This window comes from Cognatilysobacter terrigena, from assembly GCF_004361065.1.
GTDB classification, from domain to species: Bacteria; Pseudomonadota; Gammaproteobacteria; order Xanthomonadales; family Xanthomonadaceae; genus Cognatilysobacter; species Cognatilysobacter terrigena.
In genome coordinates, this window is sequence record NZ_SELT01000001.1 from 219,510 (window position 1) to 241,182 (window position 21,673).

At 68.4% G+C, this 21,673-nt stretch carries 22 protein-coding genes and 2 pseudogenes; 14 read left to right on the top strand and 10 right to left on the bottom strand.

The features are described 5' to 3' along the window. Positions 1-156: 156 nt before the first annotated feature. On the bottom strand, positions 157-2,442 hold the full coding sequence (locus EVS83_RS01105; protein ID WP_133498686.1) for an MASE4 domain-containing protein: 2,286 nt from the start codon (positions 2,440-2,442) through the stop codon (positions 157-159). A gap of 165 nt (positions 2,443-2,607) precedes the next feature. Between EVS83_RS01105 and EVS83_RS01110 the strand changes: the two genes are divergently transcribed. Beyond that, positions 2,608-3,126, top strand: coding sequence for a type 1 glutamine amidotransferase domain-containing protein (locus EVS83_RS01110; RefSeq protein ID WP_133498688.1), 519 nt, complete (start codon positions 2,608-2,610; stop codon positions 3,124-3,126). 3 nt (positions 3,127-3,129) lie between these two features. On the opposite strand, the gene EVS83_RS01115 is transcribed toward EVS83_RS01110, so the two are convergent. Further along, entirely contained in the window at positions 3,130-3,858 is a 729-nt protein-coding gene (locus tag EVS83_RS01115; RefSeq protein WP_133498690.1) for a DUF4386 domain-containing protein, read from the bottom strand. Between the two features lie 350 nt (positions 3,859-4,208). On the opposite strand from EVS83_RS01115, the gene EVS83_RS01120 reads away from it, so the two are divergent. Then, positions 4,209-4,472 carry a thioredoxin domain-containing protein gene (locus EVS83_RS01120; protein WP_166636742.1) on the top strand — a complete coding sequence of 88 codons (264 nt, stop codon included), beginning with the start codon at positions 4,209-4,211 and terminating at the stop codon, positions 4,470-4,472. A 228-nt stretch (positions 4,473-4,700) separates the two neighbouring features. Beyond that, positions 4,701-5,165, top strand: coding sequence for a hypothetical protein (locus EVS83_RS01125; protein WP_133498692.1), 465 nt, complete (start codon positions 4,701-4,703; stop codon positions 5,163-5,165). A gap of 46 nt (positions 5,166-5,211) precedes the next feature. On the opposite strand, the gene EVS83_RS01130 is transcribed toward EVS83_RS01125, so the two are convergent. From EVS83_RS01130 to EVS83_RS01140, 3 genes are all read right to left on the bottom strand, one after another. After that, a complete protein-coding gene (locus tag EVS83_RS01130; RefSeq protein ID WP_133498694.1) occupies positions 5,212-6,264 on the bottom strand; it encodes an NAD(P)-dependent alcohol dehydrogenase in 1,053 nt (350 codons plus the stop codon). Positions 6,265-6,421: 157 nt separating this feature from the next. After that, positions 6,422-6,961: an RcnB family protein gene (locus EVS83_RS01135; RefSeq protein ID WP_133498696.1), complete on the bottom strand. Its 540-nt coding sequence runs from the start codon at positions 6,959-6,961 to the stop codon at positions 6,422-6,424. Between the two features lie 239 nt (positions 6,962-7,200). Next, positions 7,201-7,560, bottom strand: a complete 360-nt coding sequence (locus EVS83_RS01140; RefSeq protein WP_133498698.1) for a hypothetical protein — start codon at positions 7,558-7,560, stop codon at positions 7,201-7,203. A gap of 151 nt (positions 7,561-7,711) precedes the next feature. On the opposite strand from EVS83_RS01140, the gene EVS83_RS01145 reads away from it, so the two are divergent. Then, complete coding sequence (locus tag EVS83_RS01145; RefSeq protein WP_133498700.1) at positions 7,712-8,209, top strand: GFA family protein; 498 nt, start codon at positions 7,712-7,714, stop codon at positions 8,207-8,209. Positions 8,210-8,212: 3 nt separating this feature from the next. Here the strand turns inward: EVS83_RS01145 and EVS83_RS01150 are convergent, their stop codons facing one another. Continuing rightward, the gene (locus tag EVS83_RS01150) at positions 8,213-9,016 is read right to left on the bottom strand and encodes a class I SAM-dependent methyltransferase (protein WP_133498702.1); all 804 of its coding nucleotides are present in this window, start codon (positions 9,014-9,016) and stop codon (positions 8,213-8,215) included. A gap of 88 nt (positions 9,017-9,104) precedes the next feature. After that, complete coding sequence (locus tag EVS83_RS01155) at positions 9,105-10,217, bottom strand: alkene reductase (RefSeq protein WP_133498705.1); 1,113 nt, start codon at positions 10,215-10,217, stop codon at positions 9,105-9,107. A 264-nt stretch (positions 10,218-10,481) separates the two neighbouring features. Here EVS83_RS01155 and EVS83_RS01160 point away from each other — a divergent pair, with 264 nt between their 5' ends. Further along, complete coding sequence (locus tag EVS83_RS01160; RefSeq protein ID WP_133498707.1) at positions 10,482-10,907, top strand: organic hydroperoxide resistance protein; 426 nt, start codon at positions 10,482-10,484, stop codon at positions 10,905-10,907. Positions 10,908-11,033: 126 nt separating this feature from the next. Here EVS83_RS01160 and EVS83_RS01165 read toward each other — a convergent pair whose 3' ends face one another. Then, complete coding sequence (locus tag EVS83_RS01165; protein ID WP_208108651.1) at positions 11,034-11,360, bottom strand: KGG domain-containing protein; 327 nt, start codon at positions 11,358-11,360, stop codon at positions 11,034-11,036. 373 nt (positions 11,361-11,733) lie between these two features. Between EVS83_RS01165 and EVS83_RS15830 the strand changes: the two genes are divergently transcribed. Together EVS83_RS15830 and EVS83_RS01175 are read left to right on the top strand one after the other, a co-directional pair. Continuing rightward, entirely contained in the window at positions 11,734-12,375 is a 642-nt protein-coding gene (locus EVS83_RS15830; protein WP_208108652.1) for a response regulator, read from the top strand. Between the two features lie 22 nt (positions 12,376-12,397). Beyond that, positions 12,398-12,982 (top strand): glutathione S-transferase family protein, encoded by a 585-nt coding sequence (locus tag EVS83_RS01175; protein WP_133498709.1) that lies wholly within the window; start codon positions 12,398-12,400, stop codon positions 12,980-12,982. Positions 12,983-12,985: 3 nt separating this feature from the next. Here EVS83_RS01175 and EVS83_RS01180 read toward each other — a convergent pair whose 3' ends face one another. Beyond that, positions 12,986-13,549 carry a peroxiredoxin gene (locus tag EVS83_RS01180; RefSeq protein ID WP_133498711.1) on the bottom strand — a complete coding sequence of 188 codons (564 nt, stop codon included), beginning with the start codon at positions 13,547-13,549 and terminating at the stop codon, positions 12,986-12,988. 268 nt (positions 13,550-13,817) lie between these two features. After that, positions 13,818-14,510 (bottom strand): alpha/beta hydrolase, encoded by a 693-nt coding sequence (locus EVS83_RS01185; RefSeq protein WP_166636743.1) that lies wholly within the window; start codon positions 14,508-14,510, stop codon positions 13,818-13,820. Positions 14,511-14,603: 93 nt separating this feature from the next. Between EVS83_RS01185 and upp the strand changes: the two genes are divergently transcribed. The 7 genes and pseudogenes from upp to EVS83_RS01215 all read left to right on the top strand — a co-directional run bounded on the left by upp (position 14,604) and on the right by EVS83_RS01215 (position 21,668). Then, entirely contained in the window at positions 14,604-15,236 is a 633-nt protein-coding gene (gene upp / locus EVS83_RS01190) for a uracil phosphoribosyltransferase (RefSeq protein WP_133498715.1), read from the top strand. Positions 15,237-15,369: 133 nt separating this feature from the next. Next, a complete protein-coding gene (locus tag EVS83_RS01195; RefSeq protein ID WP_246022730.1) occupies positions 15,370-17,493 on the top strand; it encodes a M13 family metallopeptidase in 2,124 nt (707 codons plus the stop codon). Between the two features lie 171 nt (positions 17,494-17,664). After that, positions 17,665-18,036, top strand: a complete 372-nt coding sequence (locus EVS83_RS01200; RefSeq protein WP_166636744.1) for a response regulator — start codon at positions 17,665-17,667, stop codon at positions 18,034-18,036. 145 nt (positions 18,037-18,181) lie between these two features. Then, a pseudogene (locus EVS83_RS01205) lies at positions 18,182-19,345 on the top strand (PAS domain S-box protein); the annotation flags it as partial. 66 nt (positions 19,346-19,411) lie between these two features. Beyond that, positions 19,412-19,768 (top strand): annotated as a pseudogene (locus tag EVS83_RS16185) (response regulator); the annotation flags it as partial. 4 nt (positions 19,769-19,772) lie between these two features. Continuing rightward, complete coding sequence (locus tag EVS83_RS01210) at positions 19,773-20,015, top strand: hypothetical protein (RefSeq protein ID WP_133498723.1); 243 nt, start codon at positions 19,773-19,775, stop codon at positions 20,013-20,015. A 228-nt stretch (positions 20,016-20,243) separates the two neighbouring features. Continuing rightward, positions 20,244-21,668 carry a hypothetical protein gene (locus tag EVS83_RS01215; protein WP_133498725.1) on the top strand — a complete coding sequence of 475 codons (1,425 nt, stop codon included), beginning with the start codon at positions 20,244-20,246 and terminating at the stop codon, positions 21,666-21,668. Positions 21,669-21,673 lie beyond the last annotated feature (5 nt).

The window sequence follows — 21,673 nt, forward strand, 5'->3', positions numbered from 1 at the left end:
GTCCCGCGCACCGGTCGCTGCGGCATCGGATGTGGCGATGCCGACCGGCCCGCAGCCGGGCGGGGACGCAGCAGGAGCCTCGCGCAAGCCCGATAGGGGCGCCATTGACACTTGGTGAACCGGCCGTTTCCCCTTCGGGCACCGCCGCCTGAGGCGTCAGCTCGCCGCGGCGCTGCGATCGCTGGCGATGCGATTTTCGAGCGACGTTTTCGCCGACACCGGCATCACGATCGCGCAGCGCACGCCGTCGGGCTCGATCGCATACGACGTGCTCGCGCCCAGCTGGTAGGGCAGCGCGCGTTCGATGAGTTCGCGCCCGTACCCGCCGCCCTGGACCGGCGTGTCCAGATCGATGCGCATGCCGCTTTCCTTCCAGATCACGTGCAGACGCGGAACGCCCTGCGCATCGCGCTGCACCGTCCAGCGGATTTCCAGGCGACCGTTCGGGTCGGACAGCGCGCCGTACTTCAGCGCGTTCACCGTCAACTCGTGCAATGCGAGCGCGAGCGTCTGCACCGTGCTGGAACGCAGGCGCACGCCGGGCGGCCCGTCGAGCACGATGCGCCCGTCATCCTGCGCGGCGCGCACGCCGGAGATGCCGGCGACCTGCGACTCCAGCAGCTCCTCGAACGTCACGCGATCGGTGTCGTCGAGGCGCGAGAGCAGCGACTGCGCACGCGCGAGCGCATCGATGCGGTCGCGGAACGTCGGCCGGAAATCCTCCAGATCCTCGCTGTCGCGCGCGGTGCGGTCGGCGAGGGCACGTACCACCGAAAGGAGGTTGCGCGTGCGGTGCTGCAGCTCGGCGACGAGCACCGACTGCCGATCCTGCAGCGACCTGAGGTCGTGGATGTCGGTACTCGAGCCGAGCCAGGATTCGATCCGCCCGTCACTAGCGTAGTGCGGCTCGGAGCGGCTGCGATGCCAACGGTAGCTGCCGTCGCGCGCGCGAAGACGATGTTCGACGTCGAGGCGACCCGTGCGATGCGCGGCGACCCACTGCCTGTGCGTGAGCTCCCGATCGTCCGCGTGCACGACGTCCATCCAGCCGGTGCCGAGCACGGTGGACGGCGACTGCCCGGTGTATGCGAACCATTGCGGGCTCGCCCACGTACTCTGGCCCTGCGCGTCGGTGCGCCACAGCAGCTGCGGTACGCCCTGCACGAGGATGCGCTGGCGTGTCTCGCTGTCGGCGAGCGCGGCCTCCGCCGTGCGTGCGTCGGTGACGTCGTTGAACAGCACACCGATCTGGTCCGCGTGACGTCCGGCCCGGAAGACGCGATACGCGAAGATGCGCCCGTTCGTCGCCGGCCATTCGAACTCTTCCGGCGTGCCGCTCTCCAGCACCCGCGTCGCCATGTCCAGCCACTGCGTCTCGCGCCCCGGATGCACCTCGCCGATGTGACGACCGATCGCCGACATGCCGACGAGACGCTGCGCGGCCGGGTTTTCCTCGACGAAGGTCAGGTCGACCACGCGGTCGTCGTCGCGCCGCGCTTCGACGACGTGGAACGCTTCGGACATGCTCTCGAACAGGTCGGTGTAGCGGCGCTCGTGCAGGTCGATGTCGCTTCGGGTGCGCAGGTAGCGGCGCTGCAGCTCGGCCGCGTACAGCAACAGCAGGGTCAGCACCGCCACCGCGGTGATCAGCCCGTACATGCGGCCGACGTAGAAGCCGAGCTGGTAGCGGCCGGTGACGAGCAGGCCGCTGAGTCCGAGGTCGATGGCATCGGCGGTGAGCGCGACTGCAATCCAGAGGTCGATCAGGCGCCGACGCTGCACGCGACGCGCCATGCACGCGATCGCGACGAGATGCACCAGCCACGCGCCGGCGAGCATCTGCAGGGTGATCCGCCGGTAGTGCGTGCCGTCGATGAGCGGTGGCAACCACTTCGAGGCATTGCTCGCCGCGATGACCACCACGAGTGCGAAGACGAGCGTTGCGCCGTATGCGTACTTGCCGCGTCCGCGATCGGCGGGCGTCTCGCGTCGCACGCTGAAGATGAAGCCGAGCACGAACAGCGGGAACACGGTGTGCCACGTCATCCACAGCCATACCGTCGTCTGCGCATCGCCGAACAGCTGGCCCGGCACGAACGCATTCGGCAGGCTGAGGCCGTGCGCCATCGCCGTGATGCCCGCGAAGCCGTAGCCGCAGCCCAGCCACAGATAGGCGGGCGACCGCAGCCCGCGGTACTGGCCGTGCAGCAGCACGACGGTGAACAGGCAGAGCGCCGCGACGGCGGTGTCGTAGACCGGCACGAATGCCGGGATGGCCGGCCATGGACGCGATGCGAACGGCGCCGTCGCCAGGAACGCGACGACGAGCAGCGCGACGAGCGCGCGCGCGAGCCGGATGTCGCGTGGACTCGCCTGCAAATTGCCGAGCAACGGAAAGCCGGCGGATTCGTCAGGAAGGGAGGACAACATCGTGAAGGGCATGAACGTCCGGTCGGGTCGTGCGGCGGCACCCGGCACGGACTGCGACGTTAGCGCACGAAGCGACCGCGCCGCATGCCCACGGCACCACGGCCGCTTCGTCGTTCACTGACCTGCGTTTCACCGCGGCGAGGCCAGCATGGCGGGCCCTCATTTCCGGAGCCCGCCATGTCCCGCATTGCGATCCTCGCCACCGACGGTTTCGAGCAGTCCGAACTCATGGAGCCGCGGGCACAGCTGAAGGCCGCCGGGCACGACGTCGACGTGATTTCGCCCAAGGGCGGCGAGATCCGCGGTTGGAACCACAAGGAGTGGGGCGAGTCGGTGCCGGTGGACGTCGAGCTGTCGAAGGCGTCACCCGCGGACTACGACGCACTGGTATTGCCGGGCGGGCAGATGAATCCCGACGTGCTACGCCAGGACGCGGCTGCGCTCGACTTCGTGCGTGCGTTCGACCGCGCCGGCAAGCCGCTCGCCGCCATCTGCCATGCGCCGTGGCTGCTCGTTGAAACCGGGATCGCCAAGGATCGCGAAGTGACGTCGTGGCCGTCCGTGCGCACGGACCTCGTGAACGCCGGCGCGCAGTGGAGGGATGCAGAAGTCGTGGTCGACGGCCAGCTCATCACCAGCCGCAAGCCCGACGACATTCCGGCGTTCGTGCAGGCGATCGAACAGAAGCTGCACTGACGACTAGGCGATCGCGGCGCCCGGTGCCGTGCGCCGGGCCCAGCCGTCGCGGTCGACGCCGCGCACGAGCAGCCAGAGCGCGAACGAGGTTTCCGCGAGGAAGCAGGGCAGCATCAGGACGGCGAACAGTCGGCCCTGCAGGTCCGGCGCGAGCAGCATCAGCGCACTGTTGACGACATAGCAGACGCCGGCGACCTGCAACGCCGCGCCGAGAACGCGCGGCAGGTAGCCGGAGCGGTGCACCAACGCGCCTTCGACCAGCAGCACGAAACCGAAGAACACCAGGCCGATTCCGAACCCGTGTTCGTGCAGGCGGATGGCCGCGTACGAGAGACCCTGAAGCTGGGTTGCGTCGAACGCTTTGAGGTAGGCAGCGCCGGGGTCGAGGAGGAACAACGGTACGAGCAGCAGCGACTTGTTCGCGACTAGCACCGCCGTCTGCACGAGATTGAGCAGCAGCACGAGCCGCGCGCCGTTGCGGCTCACCGGGCGCAGTAGCACGTACAGCGACCACATGACGAAGACGTCGCAGACGTGCATCAGCAGGTCGAGCCCGATGCCTGCGCGCCACAGCCCCGGCGCTGCGGCGATGCGCGAAGCCGTTGCCGCCGCGTCACCCGCGACGACGAGCGAACCACGCACCGCCAGCTCGCCGAACGCACCGGCCGCGATGATCAAGAGATAGAGCAGGCCCGCGAAGCGGGCATAGCGTTGGGGCAGGGCCGTGTGCATCGTGCTCTCCGCAATTGAGCCACGATGCCAGCTCGCCGAGGCGCGCGTCAGTGACGTTCGACGCGCGACCGTTGCGCACTTGCGCGCACCAGGCGGATGCGCGATGCACGGCGATTCGTCAAGCCCCGAGTTATTCCACAGGCCATGTGGACAACTCTGGGGATCGAACGCGCGGCAACGTGTTCCACGCCAGCGGCCGCTTGGTGAGCGGCTGTGATGGTCAAAAATTGTCCAGTCGCGCGCGCGCCGCTATTGACAGATTTCGATGCGCGAAAAAAGGTCCCCGTCGCGTCGTGACTCCGCGCTCGCAGCCGACATGACAGCGTGGCGGCATCTCGAGAGGTGTGCCCATGTCCAACCCCGATCATTCGACCCCACGCGCCACGCTGTACCGCATGGTCCTTCCCGACCACGTCTGCCCCTACGGCCTGCAGGCGCTTTCGATGCTCGAGGACGCCGGCTTCGAGATCGACGACCGCCCGCTGAGGTCGCGCGAGGAGACGGATGCGTTCAAGGCCGAACGCGGCTTGGACACGACGCCGCTGGTGATCATCGACGACGAGGAAATCGGCGGGTCGGACGACCTGGAACGCTGGCTGCGTTCGCGGCACTGACGCTTCTCCCTATCGCACGTTGCTCGGCGCTTGTGCGGCGCGGCGCGGGCGACACGGCGTCAGCTGTCACGCCCGCTGTGAAGACGCTTCAGCGCGGCACGGCCCGCCGCCGTCGAACGGCGATGCGGCCGCGTCCACGTCTGTCACACTCGGCGCGCCCGCCCGGATGGCGAGCTCGGAGGCGCGGACCGGATCCGCGCAGGCACATGGACACATAAGGAGATGGACGTGTCGCATTCCCCGATCGCGATGGACCTGGGCGACGACCAGTTGCATGTCGTGCGTTCCGCACTGGACCGCATCGAAGCCGCGTTGCCGATGCTGGTCACGCTCGAATCGCACGAGCGACGCCTGCTCACCACCATGGGCGCCAAGTCCGAAGCGTTCGCGCGGCAGACGCTGCGCGTGCTCGAACACAACCCGAAGATCGTGCCGCCGGGTTTCGACGTCGCCGGCGCGCAAGCGGATCTCCGCGCGGTCGAACGACTGCGCCCCGTGCTCGAGCGCGTGCAACAGCTCGCCGCGCGCCTGGACGACACGGTCGCCGCGCTCGGCAGCGACGTCATGGATTCCGCGTTCGAGGGCTATGCGCTGATCAAGCTCTCGGGCGGCGCGTTGGGCCTGGACGAGTTGCGCCGCGAACTGTCGGGCCGCGCGGGCCGCGAGCGGCGGCGCTCGGCCGAAACCGCCTGATGGCGACGCGAAGGCCGGCGGATCCCGCGACCCGCCGACCGCGGCGTTACGCCGCGAGCGACGCGATGTCGATGACGAACCGGTACTTCACGTCGCTGCGCAGCATGCGCTCGTAGGCGTCGTTGATGTAGTCGGCGCGGATCATTTCGATGTCCGAGACGATGCCGTGCTTCGCGCAGAAGTCGAGCATCTCCTGCGTTTCGGGAATGCCGCCGATCAGCGAGCCCGCGATCGAGCGACGACCGAAGATCAGCACGCCGATATTCGGGCTCGGATGCGGATGCTCCGGCACGCCCACGAGGCACAACGTGCCGTCGCGCTTGAGCAGCGAAGTGAACGCGTCGAGCTGGTGGCTCGCGGCGACGGTGTCGAGGATGAAGTCGAAACTGCCGGCGTGCGCGGCCATGGCGTTCGCGTCGCGCGACACGACGACCTCGTCCGCCCCCAGCGAATGCGCATCCTGGCGCTTGCTCTCCGACGTGGTGAACGCGACGACGTGCGCGCCCATCGCATGCGCGAGCTTGATGCCCATGTGGCCGAGGCCGCCGATGCCGACGATGCCGACCTTCTTGCCCGGGCCGACGTTCCAGTGGCGCAGCGGCGAGTACGTGGTGATGCCGGCGCACAGCAGCGGCGCGACCGCGGCGAGCTGTTCCTTCGGGTGGTTGATGCGCAGCACGAAGCGCTGGTCGACCGTGATGCGCTGCGAGTAGCCGCCCAGCGTGTGGCCCGGCGGGTCCTGCGTGCGACCGTTGTAGGTGCCGGTGAAGCCGTTCTCGCAGTACTGCTCAAGACCTTCCGCGCACGCCGCGCAGTGCTGGCAGCTGTCGACCATGCAACCGACGCCGACCGTGTCGCCCACGGCGAAACCGTTGACGTCGCTGCCCACCGCGCTGACGGTGCCGACGATCTCGTGGCCCGGCACGCAGGGGTAGCGGGTGCCCGCCCATTCCGACTTCACCGTGTGCAGGTCGGAGTGGCAGACGCCGCAGTAGGCGATCTCGATCTGCACGTCGCGCGGCCCGGGCGTGCGGCGTTGGATGTCGAGGGCGACCAGGGGCTGATCGGCGGCGTGGGCGCCGTAGGCTTTCACGGACATGGGCAGGGCTCCAGGCGAGAGGCGGGACGGAGCCCGCGAGCCTACGCCGCCCGGCGTTACCCGGCGGCGACACCGTCGCGCCGCTGCATTCCACCGAGCCTCGGAAACGACGAAGGGCCGGCAGGCCGGCCCTTCGGTGGCGCATCGGATCAGACGATCAGCGGAAGACGCCGTACAGCACGTCCGCGATGATTCCCGACATGGCCTGCACGAGGTAGACGTCGCGGTCCACGCGCACCCAGTGGTAGCCACGCGGCGGAATGCGGAGCTGATAGGCGTACGGGTCGACGTAGTACTGGCTCACGTAGAACGGCGGCGGCATGCGCGAGCCGACGCGCCAGCGCTGCACCGCATAGCCCCGCGGCGGGGCGTAGATGTAGGCCGGGCGATAGACGACGCGCGGCGGGTTGTAGCGCGGCTGGTAGCCGCCATCGCGGTGGTCGTAGCGCCGGTCGTAGCGGTTGTCGTCGCGGCGGCCGTTGTCGTAGCGGTTGTTGTCACCGTAGCGACGGTCGTCGTGGCGGCGATCGTCGCGATCGTGGTCGCGTCGGTCGTCGCGGTCGTGGTCACGATCGCGGTCGCCCGACCACTCGTGGCGATCGTTGCCCCGATCGTGTTGCTGGGCGGCGGCGGGGAGGGCGAACGCGGTGGCCGATGCGAAAACGAGCGTCGCAGCCAATGCAGTGAGCTTGCTCATGGGTCTTGTTGTCTCTGGGTGCGGGGTCGCGACTGAAGCTTTGTCGCGAGCGGCCGTATCGCGACTGAACAGAACCGGGCCCTCCCATTCGGGTTCAGGCGGCGGTCGACGCGCTGAAGCGCGGCATCGTCGTCAATCGATGCGGCGTCAACCCGGATGCGCGACATGCGTTGCGCGACGTTCGAGCGCTTCCGGGGCGACGCGTGGTGCAGGGTCGCGCGTGCGCGGACCGCGCGGCGCTAGTACGGCGGCGTCTTTTTCTTGCCCGTCGTGGTGCCCTCGTCGCTCCCGCTCGACGAACTGGACGAGGTCGCGCCGGTGTCGCCGTTGACGTCGCTGGTGCCGCTGTCGGCGCCGGCCATGTTCGCGCGTCCGGTCAGTACCGAGGTGCCGCCACCGCTCGAACGGCCGCGTACGTCGTCGGACGTGCCGATCGCGCTGTATGCGCCGACGGCGAGCGGGCTGGGAGTGGGTCGCGCGTTCGCGCCGGTCATCGGGTTCGACGCCGGGGGCGTAAGGTTCGACGTGGTGTCGGGCGCGGTGGCGCAGGCGGCGAGGGCGGTGAGCAGGGCGGGCAGGAGCAGGCGGTGCGGACGCATGGGGAGCCTCCGGATGCGACAGGCCGTCGGGCGGATCCCGGCGACGCCACCACGCTAGCCCCGGCGGCATTAGCGGCGAGCGAAGGTGCGATGTCGACGCGCCGTTGAACGCGACGTCGGCAGCATGCGCCTTTCCCCGCGGACGACCGCCATGCGCATCGAAGGCTCGTGCCACTGCGGACAGGTGCGCTTCTCCTGCGACGCGCCGTCGCCCGTGCCCTACCAGATCTGCTACTGCTCGATCTGCCGCAAGACCGCGGGCGGCAGCGGCGGCGCGATCAACCTGGGCGCGCGGATGGCGACACTCGAGATCGAGGGTCGCGAACACCTCGGCGTCTATCGCGCACGCATCCGTGACGACGACGAATGCCGCACCAGCACCGGCCAACGCCACTTCTGCACGGGGTGCGGCAGTGCGTTGTGGTTGTTCGACCCCGAGTGGCCCGAGCTCGTGCACCCGCATGCGTCGGCGATCGACACGCCGCTGCCGGTGCCGCCCGAACGCGTGCACATGATGCTGGGCTCCAAGGCGAACTGGGTGCAGGTGCCGTCCGGCAAGGGCGAGATCCATTTCGACGACTACCCCGAGGAATCGCTCGAGGATTGGCATCGTCGGCACGGCCTGTACGACGACGCTTCGGGCGACTGACGGCTAGACGCGCGCCTCGACGACCAGCGCACGCATCTGCGCTTGGATCGCGCCGGTGCCGAACCGCGCCTGCAGCACCGGCGTCACCGCGGCGATCGCGTCATCGACACCGCCCGGATCGCGTTCTTCGATCTCGTGCCGTACCGGCGTGCCGCTGCAGAACGCGATGGCGGCCTCGCGCGCGTCGCGTGCCGTTGCCACGGCGTCGACCGGGCGAATGCGCACGTCGCGGAAACCCGCGGCGGCAAGGTCCGCTTCGATCCGCGCGGCATCGTGGTAGCCGTGCGGAACGCGTGCGGTGAATCGCGGCGGGTCATCGGGAAACCGCGCAGCCAGCGCTTGCACGACGGTCGCGGCAAGCGGGTTGGCGTCGAGTGCGTCCCACACGTTGAACAGGAACGGGCCGCCGCCGCGCAGCACCCGTCGCGCGTCTGCATAGGCGCGCACGCGGTCGGGAAAGAACATCACGCCGAACTGGCAGGCGACGACGTCGAAGCACGCGTCATCGAACGGCAGCGATTGCGCGTCGACGACGCGAAGCTTCACGTGCGCATCGAGCGTGTGTCGCGCCATTTCGAGCATTGGCGCATTGAGGTCGGTGGCGACGATGTGCGCGCCCGGCAGCCGCGACGCAAGTTCGCGCGTGACCGCGCCGGTGCCAGCCGCCGTCTCCAGCACGTCGCGCGGCTTCAACGCGGCGACGCGTTCGGCGAGGTCGACGGCATACGGCGCGAAAAGCATGGGCACGAGCAGCCGCGCATAGACGTCCGCGATGCCGGCGGCGAAGTTGGCGTCCTGTCGGCCCATCGCATCGCTCCGTCCGTGGGGAACGAAACGACGATACGCCGCGCCCGCCGGCGCAAGGCGGGCGGCCGCGGCGTGCGCCGATCGGCGGTCAGGCCGGATCGAGTGACGGGTAGTCGACGTAACCCTTCGCGTCGCCGCCGTAGAACGTCGAACGGTCGGGCTCGGCGAGCGGCGCGCCTTCGCGGAAGCGCCGGACCAGATCCGGGTTGGAAATGAAGAGGCTACCGAACGCGACCGCGTCGGCACGACCTTCGCGGATCGCGGCCTGCGCCATCTCGAAGGTGTAGCCGTTGTTGACGATCCACGCGCCGTCGAAGCGCGAGCGCAGCGCGTCGTAATCGAACGGCTGCACGTCGCGCGGGCCGCCGGTCGCGCCTTCGACCACATGCACGTAGGCGATGCCGAGCGCGTTCACGCGTTCGACCGCACGCTCGAACAGCGGCTGCGGGTTCGAATCGGCGATGTCGTTCGACGGCGTCACCGGGGCGATGCGCACGCCGGTGCGATCCGCGCCGATCTCGTTCGCCACGGCCTGCACGACCTCGTGCAGGAAGCGCGTGCGGTTCTCGATGCTGCCGCCGTATTCGTCGGTGCGATGGTTGGTCTTGTCGCGCAGGAACTGGTCGATGAGGTAGCCGTTCGCGGCATGCACTTCGACGCCGTCGAACCCCGCGTCCATCGCGTGGCGCGCGGCCTTGCGGAAATCCTCGACGATGCCCGGGATCTCCTCGATGCCGAGCGCGCGCGGTTCGGAAACGTCGACGAACCCTTCCGGCGTGAACGTCTTGGTGTTCGCGCGGATCGCACTCGGCGCCACCGGCACTTCGCCCGGCGGCAGCAGGCTCGTATGCGAGATGCGGCCCACGTGCCACAGCTGCACGACGATGCGACCGCCGCGGCGATGCACTTCGTCGGTGACCTTCTTCCAGCCTTGCACCTGTTCCGGGGTGAACACGCCGGGCGTGCTGATGTAGCCCTGCGCGAGCCAGTTCACCTGCGTCGCTTCGGTGATGATGAGCCCGGCAGTCGCGCGCTGACCGTAGTACTCGACGGCGAGCGGCGAGGGCACCAGCCCTTCGGCCGCGCGGCTGCGTGTGAGCGGCGCCATGACGATGCGGTTGGCGAGGTCGATCGCGCCGATGCGCACGGGATCGAACAACGACGGTGGCTGCTGCGATGCGACGGCGGCGGAACTGGACATGCGCGGGCCTGCTGCGTGGATCGGGGTAGCCACTCTGGGGATGCGGACGTCACGTCACAGGCGACGTGGCGTGCACGCTTTGTTGCATTTGCGACGCGAGTGCTCCGGCGGCTCCTGTGAAACCGTTGCGGGGCAAGGCCGGCGGCGTCGCGCATAGATCGCTTCTATCGCAGCGATTCGGACAAACGCCGTGACACGGCGCGCGAGCGGGCTCAGGCTTCGCATCCCAACGACGCAGGTCGCGTCGACCCTAAAGGAACTTCGATGTCCCTCGACAACGTTCTCTACACCGGCCACGCCTCGGCCACCGGCGGCCGCGATGGCCGCGCGACGTCATCCGACAACGTGCTGGACGTCCGCCTGACGACGCCGCGCGAGCTCGGCGGTGCGGGCGGCGAGGGCACGAATCCCGAGCAGTTGTTCGCGGCCGGCTATTCGGCGTGCTTCCTCGGCGCGATGAAGTTCGTTGCCGGCCAACAGAAGATTGCGTTGCCGGCGGACACGCGCATCGATGGAAGCGTCGGCATCGGCCCGATTCCGAATGGCTTCGGCATCAACGCGACGCTGCGCGTGCATGTGACCGGCCTGCCGCGGGAGCAGGTCGAAGCGCTGGTCGAGAAGGCGCATCAGGTGTGCCCGTATTCGAACGCCACGCGCGGGAACATCGACGTCGAACTGATCGTCGTCTGATCCGAACGCCCGCGCGTGTTTGCACGCGCAGGCGGTCTTGAAACGGTCGAACCGGCGTCGGAGCGCCCTTGTGGCCGCACGGGGAGGGCAATGCCGCTCCCCGTCGACGCCGGTTCTGCCGCGTTGTTACTGCACGGTGGACGTTGCGGCTGCGGCGGCGCGAAGTGCACCGCGGCTGGCTACACCACCGCGACGGCCGATCGCCGCCATGTGGTCGCGATTGCCGCTCACGGCTTCGCCGCCCTTGCGGCCGATTTCGGCCATGTGCGAGCGGTTGCGGCTCACGGCCTCGCCGCCCTTGCGGCCGGCGGCGCGGGCTTCGCTCGAGTCGAACTCGTGCGCATTGCCGCTGCGATGCGCCGCACGTCCGCCCATCGAGGCGATCTCGCGCTGGCGGTCGGGATTCATGCGTCCAAATCCGCCCCTGGGGCGGTTCTGAGTTTCGAGGGTCATGCGGTTCTCCGGGTTGAGGGCGACCGCCGACGTCGCATTCCCGCGCGTCGCTTCGGTCTTCTTCGGGTCGATGTTCCCCGGGCTGCGCAATGAACCCCGCTCGGGTCCGCCTTCCACCACGTCCTTCCGCCGCGCAGCCCGGGGAACGGGATCGATGCTCCTCAGCAGCGCATTAGCGCGAAGCGAAACGCAGGTGCACGCGACATTCGCCGCATGAAGCGCGTCATTCGTGGGCGATCGACTTGTCGACGCGTTTGCGGATCGGGCTGCGACCCCCGAACTTGAACGGCTCATCGTTGTGTACGGCTGCTTCACGCCGGCACGATGAACGCGGCCGGTCGACATCGTCGCGCTGCATCGATAGATTGGGACGATGAATACCGCACTCCTCGAACGACCCCGCGCTCCCGGACGGCTGCTTGTCGTCGAAGACGAGTACTTCGTCGCCGACGAAATGCGCCGCGATCTGGAAGCCCTCGGAGCGAGCGTGCTCGGCCCGGTAGGCAGCGTGGCGTCCGCGATCGCCCTGCTCGGGGACGAAGACGCCATCGACGGCGCGATCCTCGACATCAACCTGGCGGGCGACACCGTGTTCCCGGTCGCCGCGGCGCTCGAGGCGCGGCGCATCCCGTTCGTGTTCTGGACGGCGTATGAAAGCTGGACGCTGCCGAGCGAGTTCCGCGATCGCCCGCGTCTGGCCAAGCCGTCGAGCGCGGAAGAAGCGCTGCGCTTCCTGCAGCCGATGCCGGTCATCGAGCGCGTGGCGCCGGCGCCGCGGCGTCGCCCGCAGGTGCAGCTGGCCGATGTGTTCGTCACCGCGCACGGCGATTACCTGCTGCGCCTGCACGCCGGCGGTTCGTCGCACGAGCCGGACCTCGACTGGGTGGGCCTGGCGAGCATCGACCCCGCGCAGTGGGGCGTGCGCCTGCGCATGACGATGGAGGCCGGCGTGTTCTATCGCGTGCCGCCGCGCTACCTGCAGGGATTGTGGTCGGAACTAGCCGTCATCGGCTGATCGATCCCGAGGCGCGCATCGCATGACGCCGCGCCTCATCTACACCCCGCGGTCGCACTTCTCACGCAAGGTTCGCCTGCTCGCGGACGGCCTCGGCATCGCACTCGATCTCGTCGACGCCGGTAACGTCGCCGACTCGGATGCCGCGCGTTTCGGCCCGAATCCGCTGATGAAGGTGCCGACGCTCATCGACGGCAAGCAGGTCGTGTTCGATGCCGACCACATCGCCGCGTGGCTGGTGCGCACGCACGATCCGTCCGATCGCTTCGACGTGATGACACGCGATGTCGACGTGCTCAACGCACGCGCGGTGATGAACGGGATGATGGCGGCGGAGGTCGAACTCGTGCTCGCCGCGCGCACCGGCATCGACACGTCGCATCGGCGCTTCGACAAGATGCGTGCATCGCTGCTTGCCGGCATCGACTGGCTGGAGCAGAACGCCGACGTGTTTCCGTCGGCGCCGTCGTATCTCGGCCTGCATCTGGTCGCGCTGTGCGACCACCTCGCGCTTTACGGAGTCGCGCGGCTGGATCATCCGCGACTCGCATCGCGGGTTGCTGCGCTCACCGCACTGCCGTGGGTGAGCGCGTCGAAACCGGTGTAACGGTTACTTCGCCTTCGCGGCCTTGGCCGGCTTGACCGACTTCACGCCGTCGAGCATCGCCTGCACGTGCTGGTTCGGATTGAGGTCGGAATAGGCCGCCGCGATCGTGCCGTCCGGCGCAACTACGTACGACGTGCGGTTCGACCATTCCGGCTTCTTTTCGAGCACCGCGTCGTACTGCTTCGCGATCTGCGCGCCCGGGTCGGCGCCGACGGCGAACTTGCCGCCGCAATGCTCGGTTTCCTTGGAGAAGTCCGACAGCTGGTCGGTGTTGCCGGCGCTGAGGCCGATCACCGTCGCGCCCGCGGCCTTGAACTTGTCGCTGGCCTCGGAGAACAGGTGCGCTTCCAGGTTGCAGCCCGGCGTGTGCGCGGCCGGGAAGAAGTAGACGACGACCGGCCCCTTCTTCAGCGCCTTCGCGAGTTCGAACGTGAAGGGCTTGCCGGCGAGGTAGGCCTGCGCTTTGAAGTCGGGTGCCTTGTCGCCGGCCTTCAGCGCGGCGACGGCCGGCGAGGCAAGGGCGAGGGTGGCGATGGCGGCGAGCGTGGCGCGATGCAGGACGTTCATGGGGAGGCCCTCTGACGGAGGCGACCGTTATACGCCAGCCGGGCGGACACGGCATCGCGCGTTCGTCCGTTCGCCGTCGGCGGCGATCCGTTCATCGGCATCCGCATGGCGCCACGCATCCGATACGAAGACATCACGACGGCGAAACGACGAACCTGATGTATTCAGCGTGCGTCCCGGGACGGGTCGCAGCGCGTACCAACTGGGTCGAGGTCGCGTCTCTCCAATGAGGGCTTGAGCCCCGGACTTCTCTCGGGTCCGGGGCTTTTTATGTGTGCGCCAAGCGCGCCTCGAGCCACTGTGCGACGGCGTCGACCATCGCGTCGTCGACCTCATGTCCGGTGTCGAACAACTCGAGTTGCGTGGTGAGGCCGAGGGCTTCGAGCCGCGACGCCGCATCGCGTGCGTCATCGACGGGCAGGGTGTCGTCATTGTGGCCATGCACGACGAGCGCTTCGAGATGAGCCGCCTCGCCGTCGGCACAGTCCATCTCGGGCAACAGGCGGCCCGACATCATGAAAAAGCCGGCCATAGACGCCGGCGTCGTCAACGCGGTGGTCGCCGCGAGGATGCCGCCCTGGCTGAAACCGCCGATCCATGTGCGCTCGGGCGCGACGTCGTAGCGCGACTGGAGTTGCGCGATGAAGTCGACGAGCTTCGCGCGCGCCTCGGCTTCCTCGTCTTCGACCACCTGCAGGCCGTCGTCGCTCAGGCCGATGCGGTACCAGCCGAGTCGCCCGCCGCTGATCGTGCGGTGGCCACGCGGCAGCACGACGAGCGTGTCCGGCGGCATGCGTTCGCCCAGCGCAGCCAGCTGGTGCTCGTCACCGCCGACGCCGTGCAGCAACACGAGCAGGGCGCGCGCCGGATCCGGCCGCGGTTCCACTACGACGTGCGAGTACGCGTAGTCCGCGGCATCGATCAGGTCACTGGTGGTTGCGTTGCATGGCGAGGTCGACATACGACGAGCCTGCGGCAGCGCGGGTGACGCGACGGTCGCGCGCGTGTTTGCGCATCGGTCACACTGTCGCGTCGCCCCGATCCCGGAACCGCCATGAAGGTCATCGAAGTCCGCCATCCCCTGGTGCAGCACAAGCTCGGGCTGATGCGGCGCGCCGACCTCAGTACCAAGGAGTTCCGCGACCTGGCGTCCGAAGTCGCCACGCTGCTCACCTACGAGGCCACGGCCGATCTGCCGACCGAGAGCATCACCGTCGACGGCTGGGCCGGGCCGGTGCAGGTGCATCGCATCAAGGGCCGCAAGGTCACGCTGGTGCCGATCCTGCGAGCGGGGCTGGGCATGCTGCCCGGCGTGCTCGAACTGGTGCCGGGTGCGAAGGTGAGCGTGGTCGGCCTGCAGCGCGATGAGGAGACGCACCTCGCGGTCGGCTACTACGAGAAGCTCGCCGGCAACATGGCTGACCGCATCGCGTTGATCCTCGATCCGATGCTCGCGACCGGCGGATCGCTCATCGCCGCCATCGATCTGCTCAAGGCCGCGGGCGCGACGCGCATCAAGGCGCTGTGCCTGGTCTGCGCACCGGAAGGGCTGCGCGCCGTGGAGGCGAAGCATCCGGACGTCGACATCGTGACCGCGGCGGTCGACGAGCGCCTCAACGAGCGCGCCTACATCCTTCCGGGCCTCGGCGACGCCGGCGACCGCATCTTCGGAACGCGAGCCGGCTGATGCGCCGCGTGAACGCGGTCACCTTCGGCCGCGTTCGACCGGGACTTTCGGCCTAGAAGCCGCCCGGCCGGCCCGCCGTATGCTCCGGGGTAGAACCGCACCGGCACTTTCCGGTGCTCGCCGGAGAACCCGTTTGAAGACCACGCTGCTTCCGCTCGCCGCAGCCCTCGCGCTCGCGATCGCCCCCACGCTCCACGCGCAGGACGCGCATTGCCTCGACGAGACCTGCAGCCTGCAGGCGCTTCTGCCCGCCGACAGCGGCACCGCGTCGCCGTCCGCATCCGCCGATGCCACCGTCGCGCCGAAGCTCGGCACCTGGGGCATCGACACCGCGGGCATGGACCGCAGCGTCAAGCCGGGCGCCGACTTCTTCGGCTACGTCAACGGCAACTGGGCCAAGACGACGCAGATCCCGGCGGACCGTTCGAGCTACGGCGGTTTCGCCGTCCTGCGCGATCTGTCCGAAGCGCGCGTGCGCAAGCTCGTCGAGAGCTATCCGGCCGATCCGTCCAAGGGCGACGACGCCTCGAAGATCGGCGCGCTGTATCGCGGCTTCATGGACGAGGCGACGATCGAGAAGCTCGGCGCCAAGCCGCTGAAGCCGACCCTCGACGGCATCCGTGGCGTCAAGAACAAGACGCAGATGGCCGAGGTGATGGGTCGCTCGATGGGCGGCTTCGGTCGCAGCTTCGTCGGCCTGTCGATCGGCGACGATGCGCGCGATCCCGAGCACTACGCGCTCTACATGAGCCAGTCGGGCCTCGGCCTGGGCGATCGCGAGCTCTATCTCGATCCCAAGTTCGCGCCGCAGCGCGAGCGCTACCAGAAGTACATCGAGCAGATGCTGCAGCTGGGCGGTTGGGACAAGCCCGCCGAACACGCCGCGGCGATCATGGTGCTGGAAACGAAGATCGCGAACGTCCACTGGACGCGCGCGCAGAGCCGCGACCGCGACAAGACCTACAACCCGGTGCAGGTCGCCGAACTCGACGCGAAGGCGCCGGGCTTCCCGTGGGCGCAGTTCCTCAAGGCCGCGGGCGTCGACAGCGCGACGCGCGCCGTCGTGCGCCAGGACACCGCGCTGCCCAAGCTCGCGCAGATCTACAACGAGACGGATCTCGACACGCTGAAGGCGTGGGAAGCGTTCCAGGTCATCGACCAGGCGTCGCCGGTGCTGTCGAAGAACTTCGCCGACGCGAACTTCGAGTTCCGTTCGAAGTTCATGTCCGGCCAGCCGCGGCAGCGCGAGCGCTGGAAGCGCGCCGTGGCGTTCGCGGACGGTGCGATGGGCGAGGCCATCGGCCGCGACTACGTCAAGGAATACTTCCCGGCCGAATCGAAGGCGAAGATGGACGCGCTGGTCGCGAACATCAAGGAAGCCATGCGCGCGCGCCTCAACCAGCTTTCGTGGATGAGCGACGACACGCGCAAGGAAGCCCTCGCCAAGCTCGACAACTTCGGCCTGAAGATCGGCTACCCCGAGAAGTGGCGCGACTACAGCGGCCTGAAGGTCGCCGCGGGTGACGTCTATGGCAATGCCGAGCGTTCGTCGCAGTTCGAATGGGCCTACGACGTCTCGCGCCTCGGCAAGGTCACCGACAAGCTCGAGTGGGGCATGACGCCGCAGACAGTCAACGCCTACTACTCGTCGGTGAAGAACGAGATCGTGTTCCCGGCCGCGATCCTGCAGCCGCCGTTCTTCGATCCGGACGCCGATCCGGCGGTGAACTACGGTGCGATCGGTGGCGTGATCGGCCACGAGATCACGCACGGCTTCGACGACCAGGGCCGCAAGTCCGACGGCAAGGGCGTGCTGCGCGACTGGTGGACGAAGGACGACGCCGCCAAGTTCGAAGCGCAGGCCGCCAAGCTCGGCGCGCAGTACGAGGGCTACGACTTCGCGTCGCTGCCCGGCGTGCACATCAACGGCAAGGCGTCGATGGGCGAGAACATCGGCGACCTCGGCGGCATCACGCTCGGTCTCGAGGCCTACCACCGTTCGCTCGGCGGCAAGCCGGCACCGGTGATCGACGGTTTCACCGGCGACCAGCGCGTCTTCCTCGGCTGGGGCCAGGTCTGGCGCACGCTGATGCGCGACGACGCGCTGCGCCAGCAGCTCGTGGGCGACCCGCACTCGCCCGGCCAGATCCGCGCGTTCGCGCCGCTGCGCAACGTCGACGCCTGGTACGACGCGTTCGGCATCACCAAGGGCGATCCGCTGTACATCGCGCCGGAAGACCGCGTGCGCATCTGGTAACCCGCTCCTCGTCGGGTTCCACTTCGATCGGCGCCTGCGGGCGCCGATCGTCGTTTGAGCGGTCGGCACGCCGCGGATCCGTGACGGATGTCCGACCGGGCCGACGCTGCCTCACGCCGGTTGAATGTCCGGCCGGTTAGACAGGGCGCGTCTCCACCACCCCGGACCCCGATGGAAACGCGGATCCTCGTCGTCGACGACAACGCGCGCGTGCGCGAAATGCTGGCCGACCTGCTGGAGCTCGACGGCCATGTCGTCTACCAGGCGGAAACGGGCCAGGTGGCCCTTCAACTCCTGCAGGGCGGCCTGCAGCCGCGCCTGATCGTGTGCGACCTGATGATGCCGGACGTCGACGGCTGGCAGGTGCTGGCGGCCGTCGAGCAGATGCCCGATCGCCCGGACGTCATCATCTTCAGCTCCCTCGGTGACCTGACCTCGGTCGAACGCCTGACCGAGCGCTACGGTTGCACCGTGCTGAAGAAGCCCGAGCAGTTGCGCGAAGTGGTGGGCGCGGCGCGCGCGAAGATCGAACGTCCGCACTGATCCACGGCGCGTTTCGGCCGGGCGGCAACGCGGCCTGAGCGCCCGTGCCGCGCATTCGGTAATACTGCGCATCGTCGCGGGGCTTTCACGGATTCGTCACCAGAATCCGCGGCACATGCAGGAACCGATATCCAGGGGCGAAACGATGTCCGAAAGCACGGTCGACGCGAACGTGCATCCCTTCCCGCCGCGGCACGAGCAGATCGGGCTCGGCGAAAGCGAACGGCAATTTCGCCTGCTGGTGCAGGGGGTGACCGACTACGCGATCTACATGCTCGACACCAACGGGCAGATCGCGAGCTGGAATGCCGGCGGACAGCGGATCAAGGGCTACAAGGCCGACGAGATCATCGGCCAGCACTTCTCGCGGTTCTATACCGACGAAGACCGTTCGACGGGCGAGCCTGCCCGCGCGCTCGAAACCGCGCGCACTCAGGGCCGCTACGAGAAGGAAGGCTGGCGGCTGCGGAAAGATGGCACGCGCTTCTGGGCGAACGTCATCATCGATCCGGTGTACGACGAGGACGGCCGCCACATCGGCTTCGCCAAGATCACCCGCGACATCACCGAGCGCCGCGAACAGCAGCGCGCGCTGGAAGTGGCGCAGCAGGCGATGCTGCAGGCGCATCGGATGGAAGCGATCGGCCAGCTGACCTACGGCGTCGCCCACGACTTCAACAACCTGCTGACGGTCATCACCAACAGCCTCGACCTGATTGCCGTCGACAGCAGCGATCCGCAGCGCGTGCGTCGCCTGATCGCCGGCGCGCAGCGCGCGGCGGAGCGTGGCTCGCTGCTGACGCGCCAGCTGCTCGCGTATTCGCGTCGGCAGACGCTGCGACCGGAAACGCACGACCTCAACGCGTTGATCTACGGCGCGGAGTCGGTGCTGCGACGCGGCGTCGGCGAGAACGTCGAGATCGAACTCTCGCTGGGCCGGGACCTCGGCGAAGTGCACATCGATGCACCGGAGTTCGAAGCCGCGTTGCTCAACCTCGTCGTCAATGCGCGCGACGCGATGCCCGACGGCGGGCGCATCACCATTCGCTCGCGCGAACACACACAGCGCGAGCGCGAAGGCCGACGCACCGCGGGCCGCTACGTGGTGGTGACCGTGGAAGACACGGGCACCGGCATGTCGCCCGAGGTCATCGAACACGCGATGGAGCCCTTCTTCACCACGAAGGAAGTGGGCAAGGGCAGTGGCCTCGGCCTGAGTCAGGTGTACGGCTTTGCCGTGCAGTCCGGCGGCGACGTCACCATCGACAGCACGCAGGGCGGAGGCACCACGATCAGCTTCTACCTGCCCGTGCGCGATGGCGACACGCGCCTGGGCGAGGGCGACAGCGGTGCGCCGATCAAGATCCTCCTCGTCGAGGACGATCCGGACGTGCAGGCGATGGCGATCGAATCATTGCGGTTCCTCGGCTATGCGGTGCTCACGGCCGACGAAGGCACCGCCGCGCTCGAGATCCTGACGCGCGATCCAGAGATCGAAGTGCTGTTCACCGACGTGGTGATGCCCAAGGGCATGAGCGGCGTCGACCTGTTCCGCGAAGCGCGGCGTATCCGACCGGAGCTGCGCGTGCTGCTCGCATCCGGTTACGCGCGCGGGCAGCTGCCGACGATTCCCGAGGGTTGCGACTTCATCCCGAAGCCCTATCGCGTGGAAGATCTCGGCAAGCGCCTCGGTGCGCTGCTGGGCCATCCGCCGGTGCCGATGGCGTCCTGATCGCGTGACGCAGCCCCGCGACGACGATCCCGCCGCTCGCTATGGCGAGGCGGTCCGCACCGATCCTGCACGCCTGCGCGAACGCGAGCGTCGCCGCTATTCGACGAAGCGCGGCCGCGGCACCTGGATCTGGTGGACGGTCGCGATCGGCGGATTGATCGCATTTGCCGGCCTGATGTGGGGCGTCATGGAAAAGACGAAGTGGACCGCCGGGGATATCGATCGGGAAACCGGGCAGGCCTTGTAGGGCCGTGCGGTTTCGATGGTTGTCTGCGTCGCCCGTGTCGTGATGTCCGCCCTGAGAATTGGTCGCGATGTTTGCGGAGCGGTTTCGGCCGCGGCGGGCCGATGTCGTTGCGGGTGAGCGGACGACCGCCGCGCAGACGTCGCCGCGTCGCACGCCCAGCGTGAACCGATCCAACTCGGCGACTGCGTTCGGATAGCGTCGGTCGCGGGATCAGGCGAAACTTGCCGTATGAAATTCGCTCCCTTCCTCGCGACGATCGTCGCGGTCGCCAGCTTTTCCGCATCCGCGCAACACGACCACCATGCAATGACGGCGGCGTCGCCACCGCCGGCGGCATCGACCCCAACCTCGACCGAGCCGCCCACGACCCCGAACACCACCGCACCGCCGATGGATCACGGCGCGATGGACCACGAGGGCATGGACCACACCGGCATGAGCGGCATGCACGACATGGGCGGCATGGACATGCCGGAGCATGCGATGCAGGGCGCGCTCGGGCCGTATGTGTCGGCGCGCGAAGCATCGGGCACGTCGTGGCAGCCGGACACATCGACGCACGGCGGCCTTCATGCCATGCAGGGCGACTGGATGCTGATGGCGCACGGCGTGCTCAACGCCGTGTACGACGACCAGTCGGGCCCGCGCGGCGACAGTGGCTCGTTCGCCTCCGGCAGGTTGATGGGCATGGCGCAACGGCCCTTGGGCAGCGGCACGCTGCAGCTGCGCGCGATGCTGAGTCCGGATCCGTTGATGGGCGCGCGCGGCTATCCGCTGCTGCTCGCGAGCGGCGAGACGGCGAACGGCGTCGACCGGCTCGTCGACCGCCAGCATCCGCACGACTTCTTCATGGAACTCGCCGCGTCCGCGTCGCACGACATCGGCGAGCGCAGCAGCGTGTTTCTCTATGGCGGCCTTCCGGGCGAGCCGGCATTCGGGCCGCCGGCCTTCATGCACCGCGAAGCGATCCTCGATTCACCCGAAGCGCCGATTACGCATCACTGGCTCGATTCCACGCACATCAGCATGGGCGTGCTGACCGCCGGCGTCGTCGTCGATAACGCGAAGCTCGAAGTGAGCCGCTTCAATGCGCGCGAGCCGGACGAGCGCCGCTGGAACATCGAAACCGGCGCACTGGATTCGACCGCCGTGCGCGCATCGTGGAATCCGGTGCCGACGCTCGCGCTGCAGGCCAGCTGGGGTCGCTTCAAGGATCCCGAACAGCTGGAGCCGGGTGTCGACCAGGATCGCTGGTCCGCGAGTGCGCTTTATGCGCGCGATGTCGCGCCGGGATGGCGTCTCGCCGGCACGTTCGCCTGGGGCCGCAAGTCGATCAAGCACCACGGCGAACGACTCGACGACGACGCCTTCGCGCTCGAAGGCTCGGTCAAGCACAACGGCTGGACCGTGTTCGCGCGAGGGGAGAACACGGAAAACCGCGAGCTGGTGGAGGCGGACGACGGACACGGCCCGGCGTATTCGGTGAGCAAGATGTCGCTCGGCGCGCTGCGTGACGTCGCCATCAGTCCGCATCTCGTGTTCGGCGTGGGTGGACTGGTGTCTGTCAACTTCGTGCCCGAGGAATTGCGGGACGTCTACGGCGGTCGGCATCCGACCGCCGTCATGGGCTTCGTGCGCTTGAAGCTCGACTGAGGTTC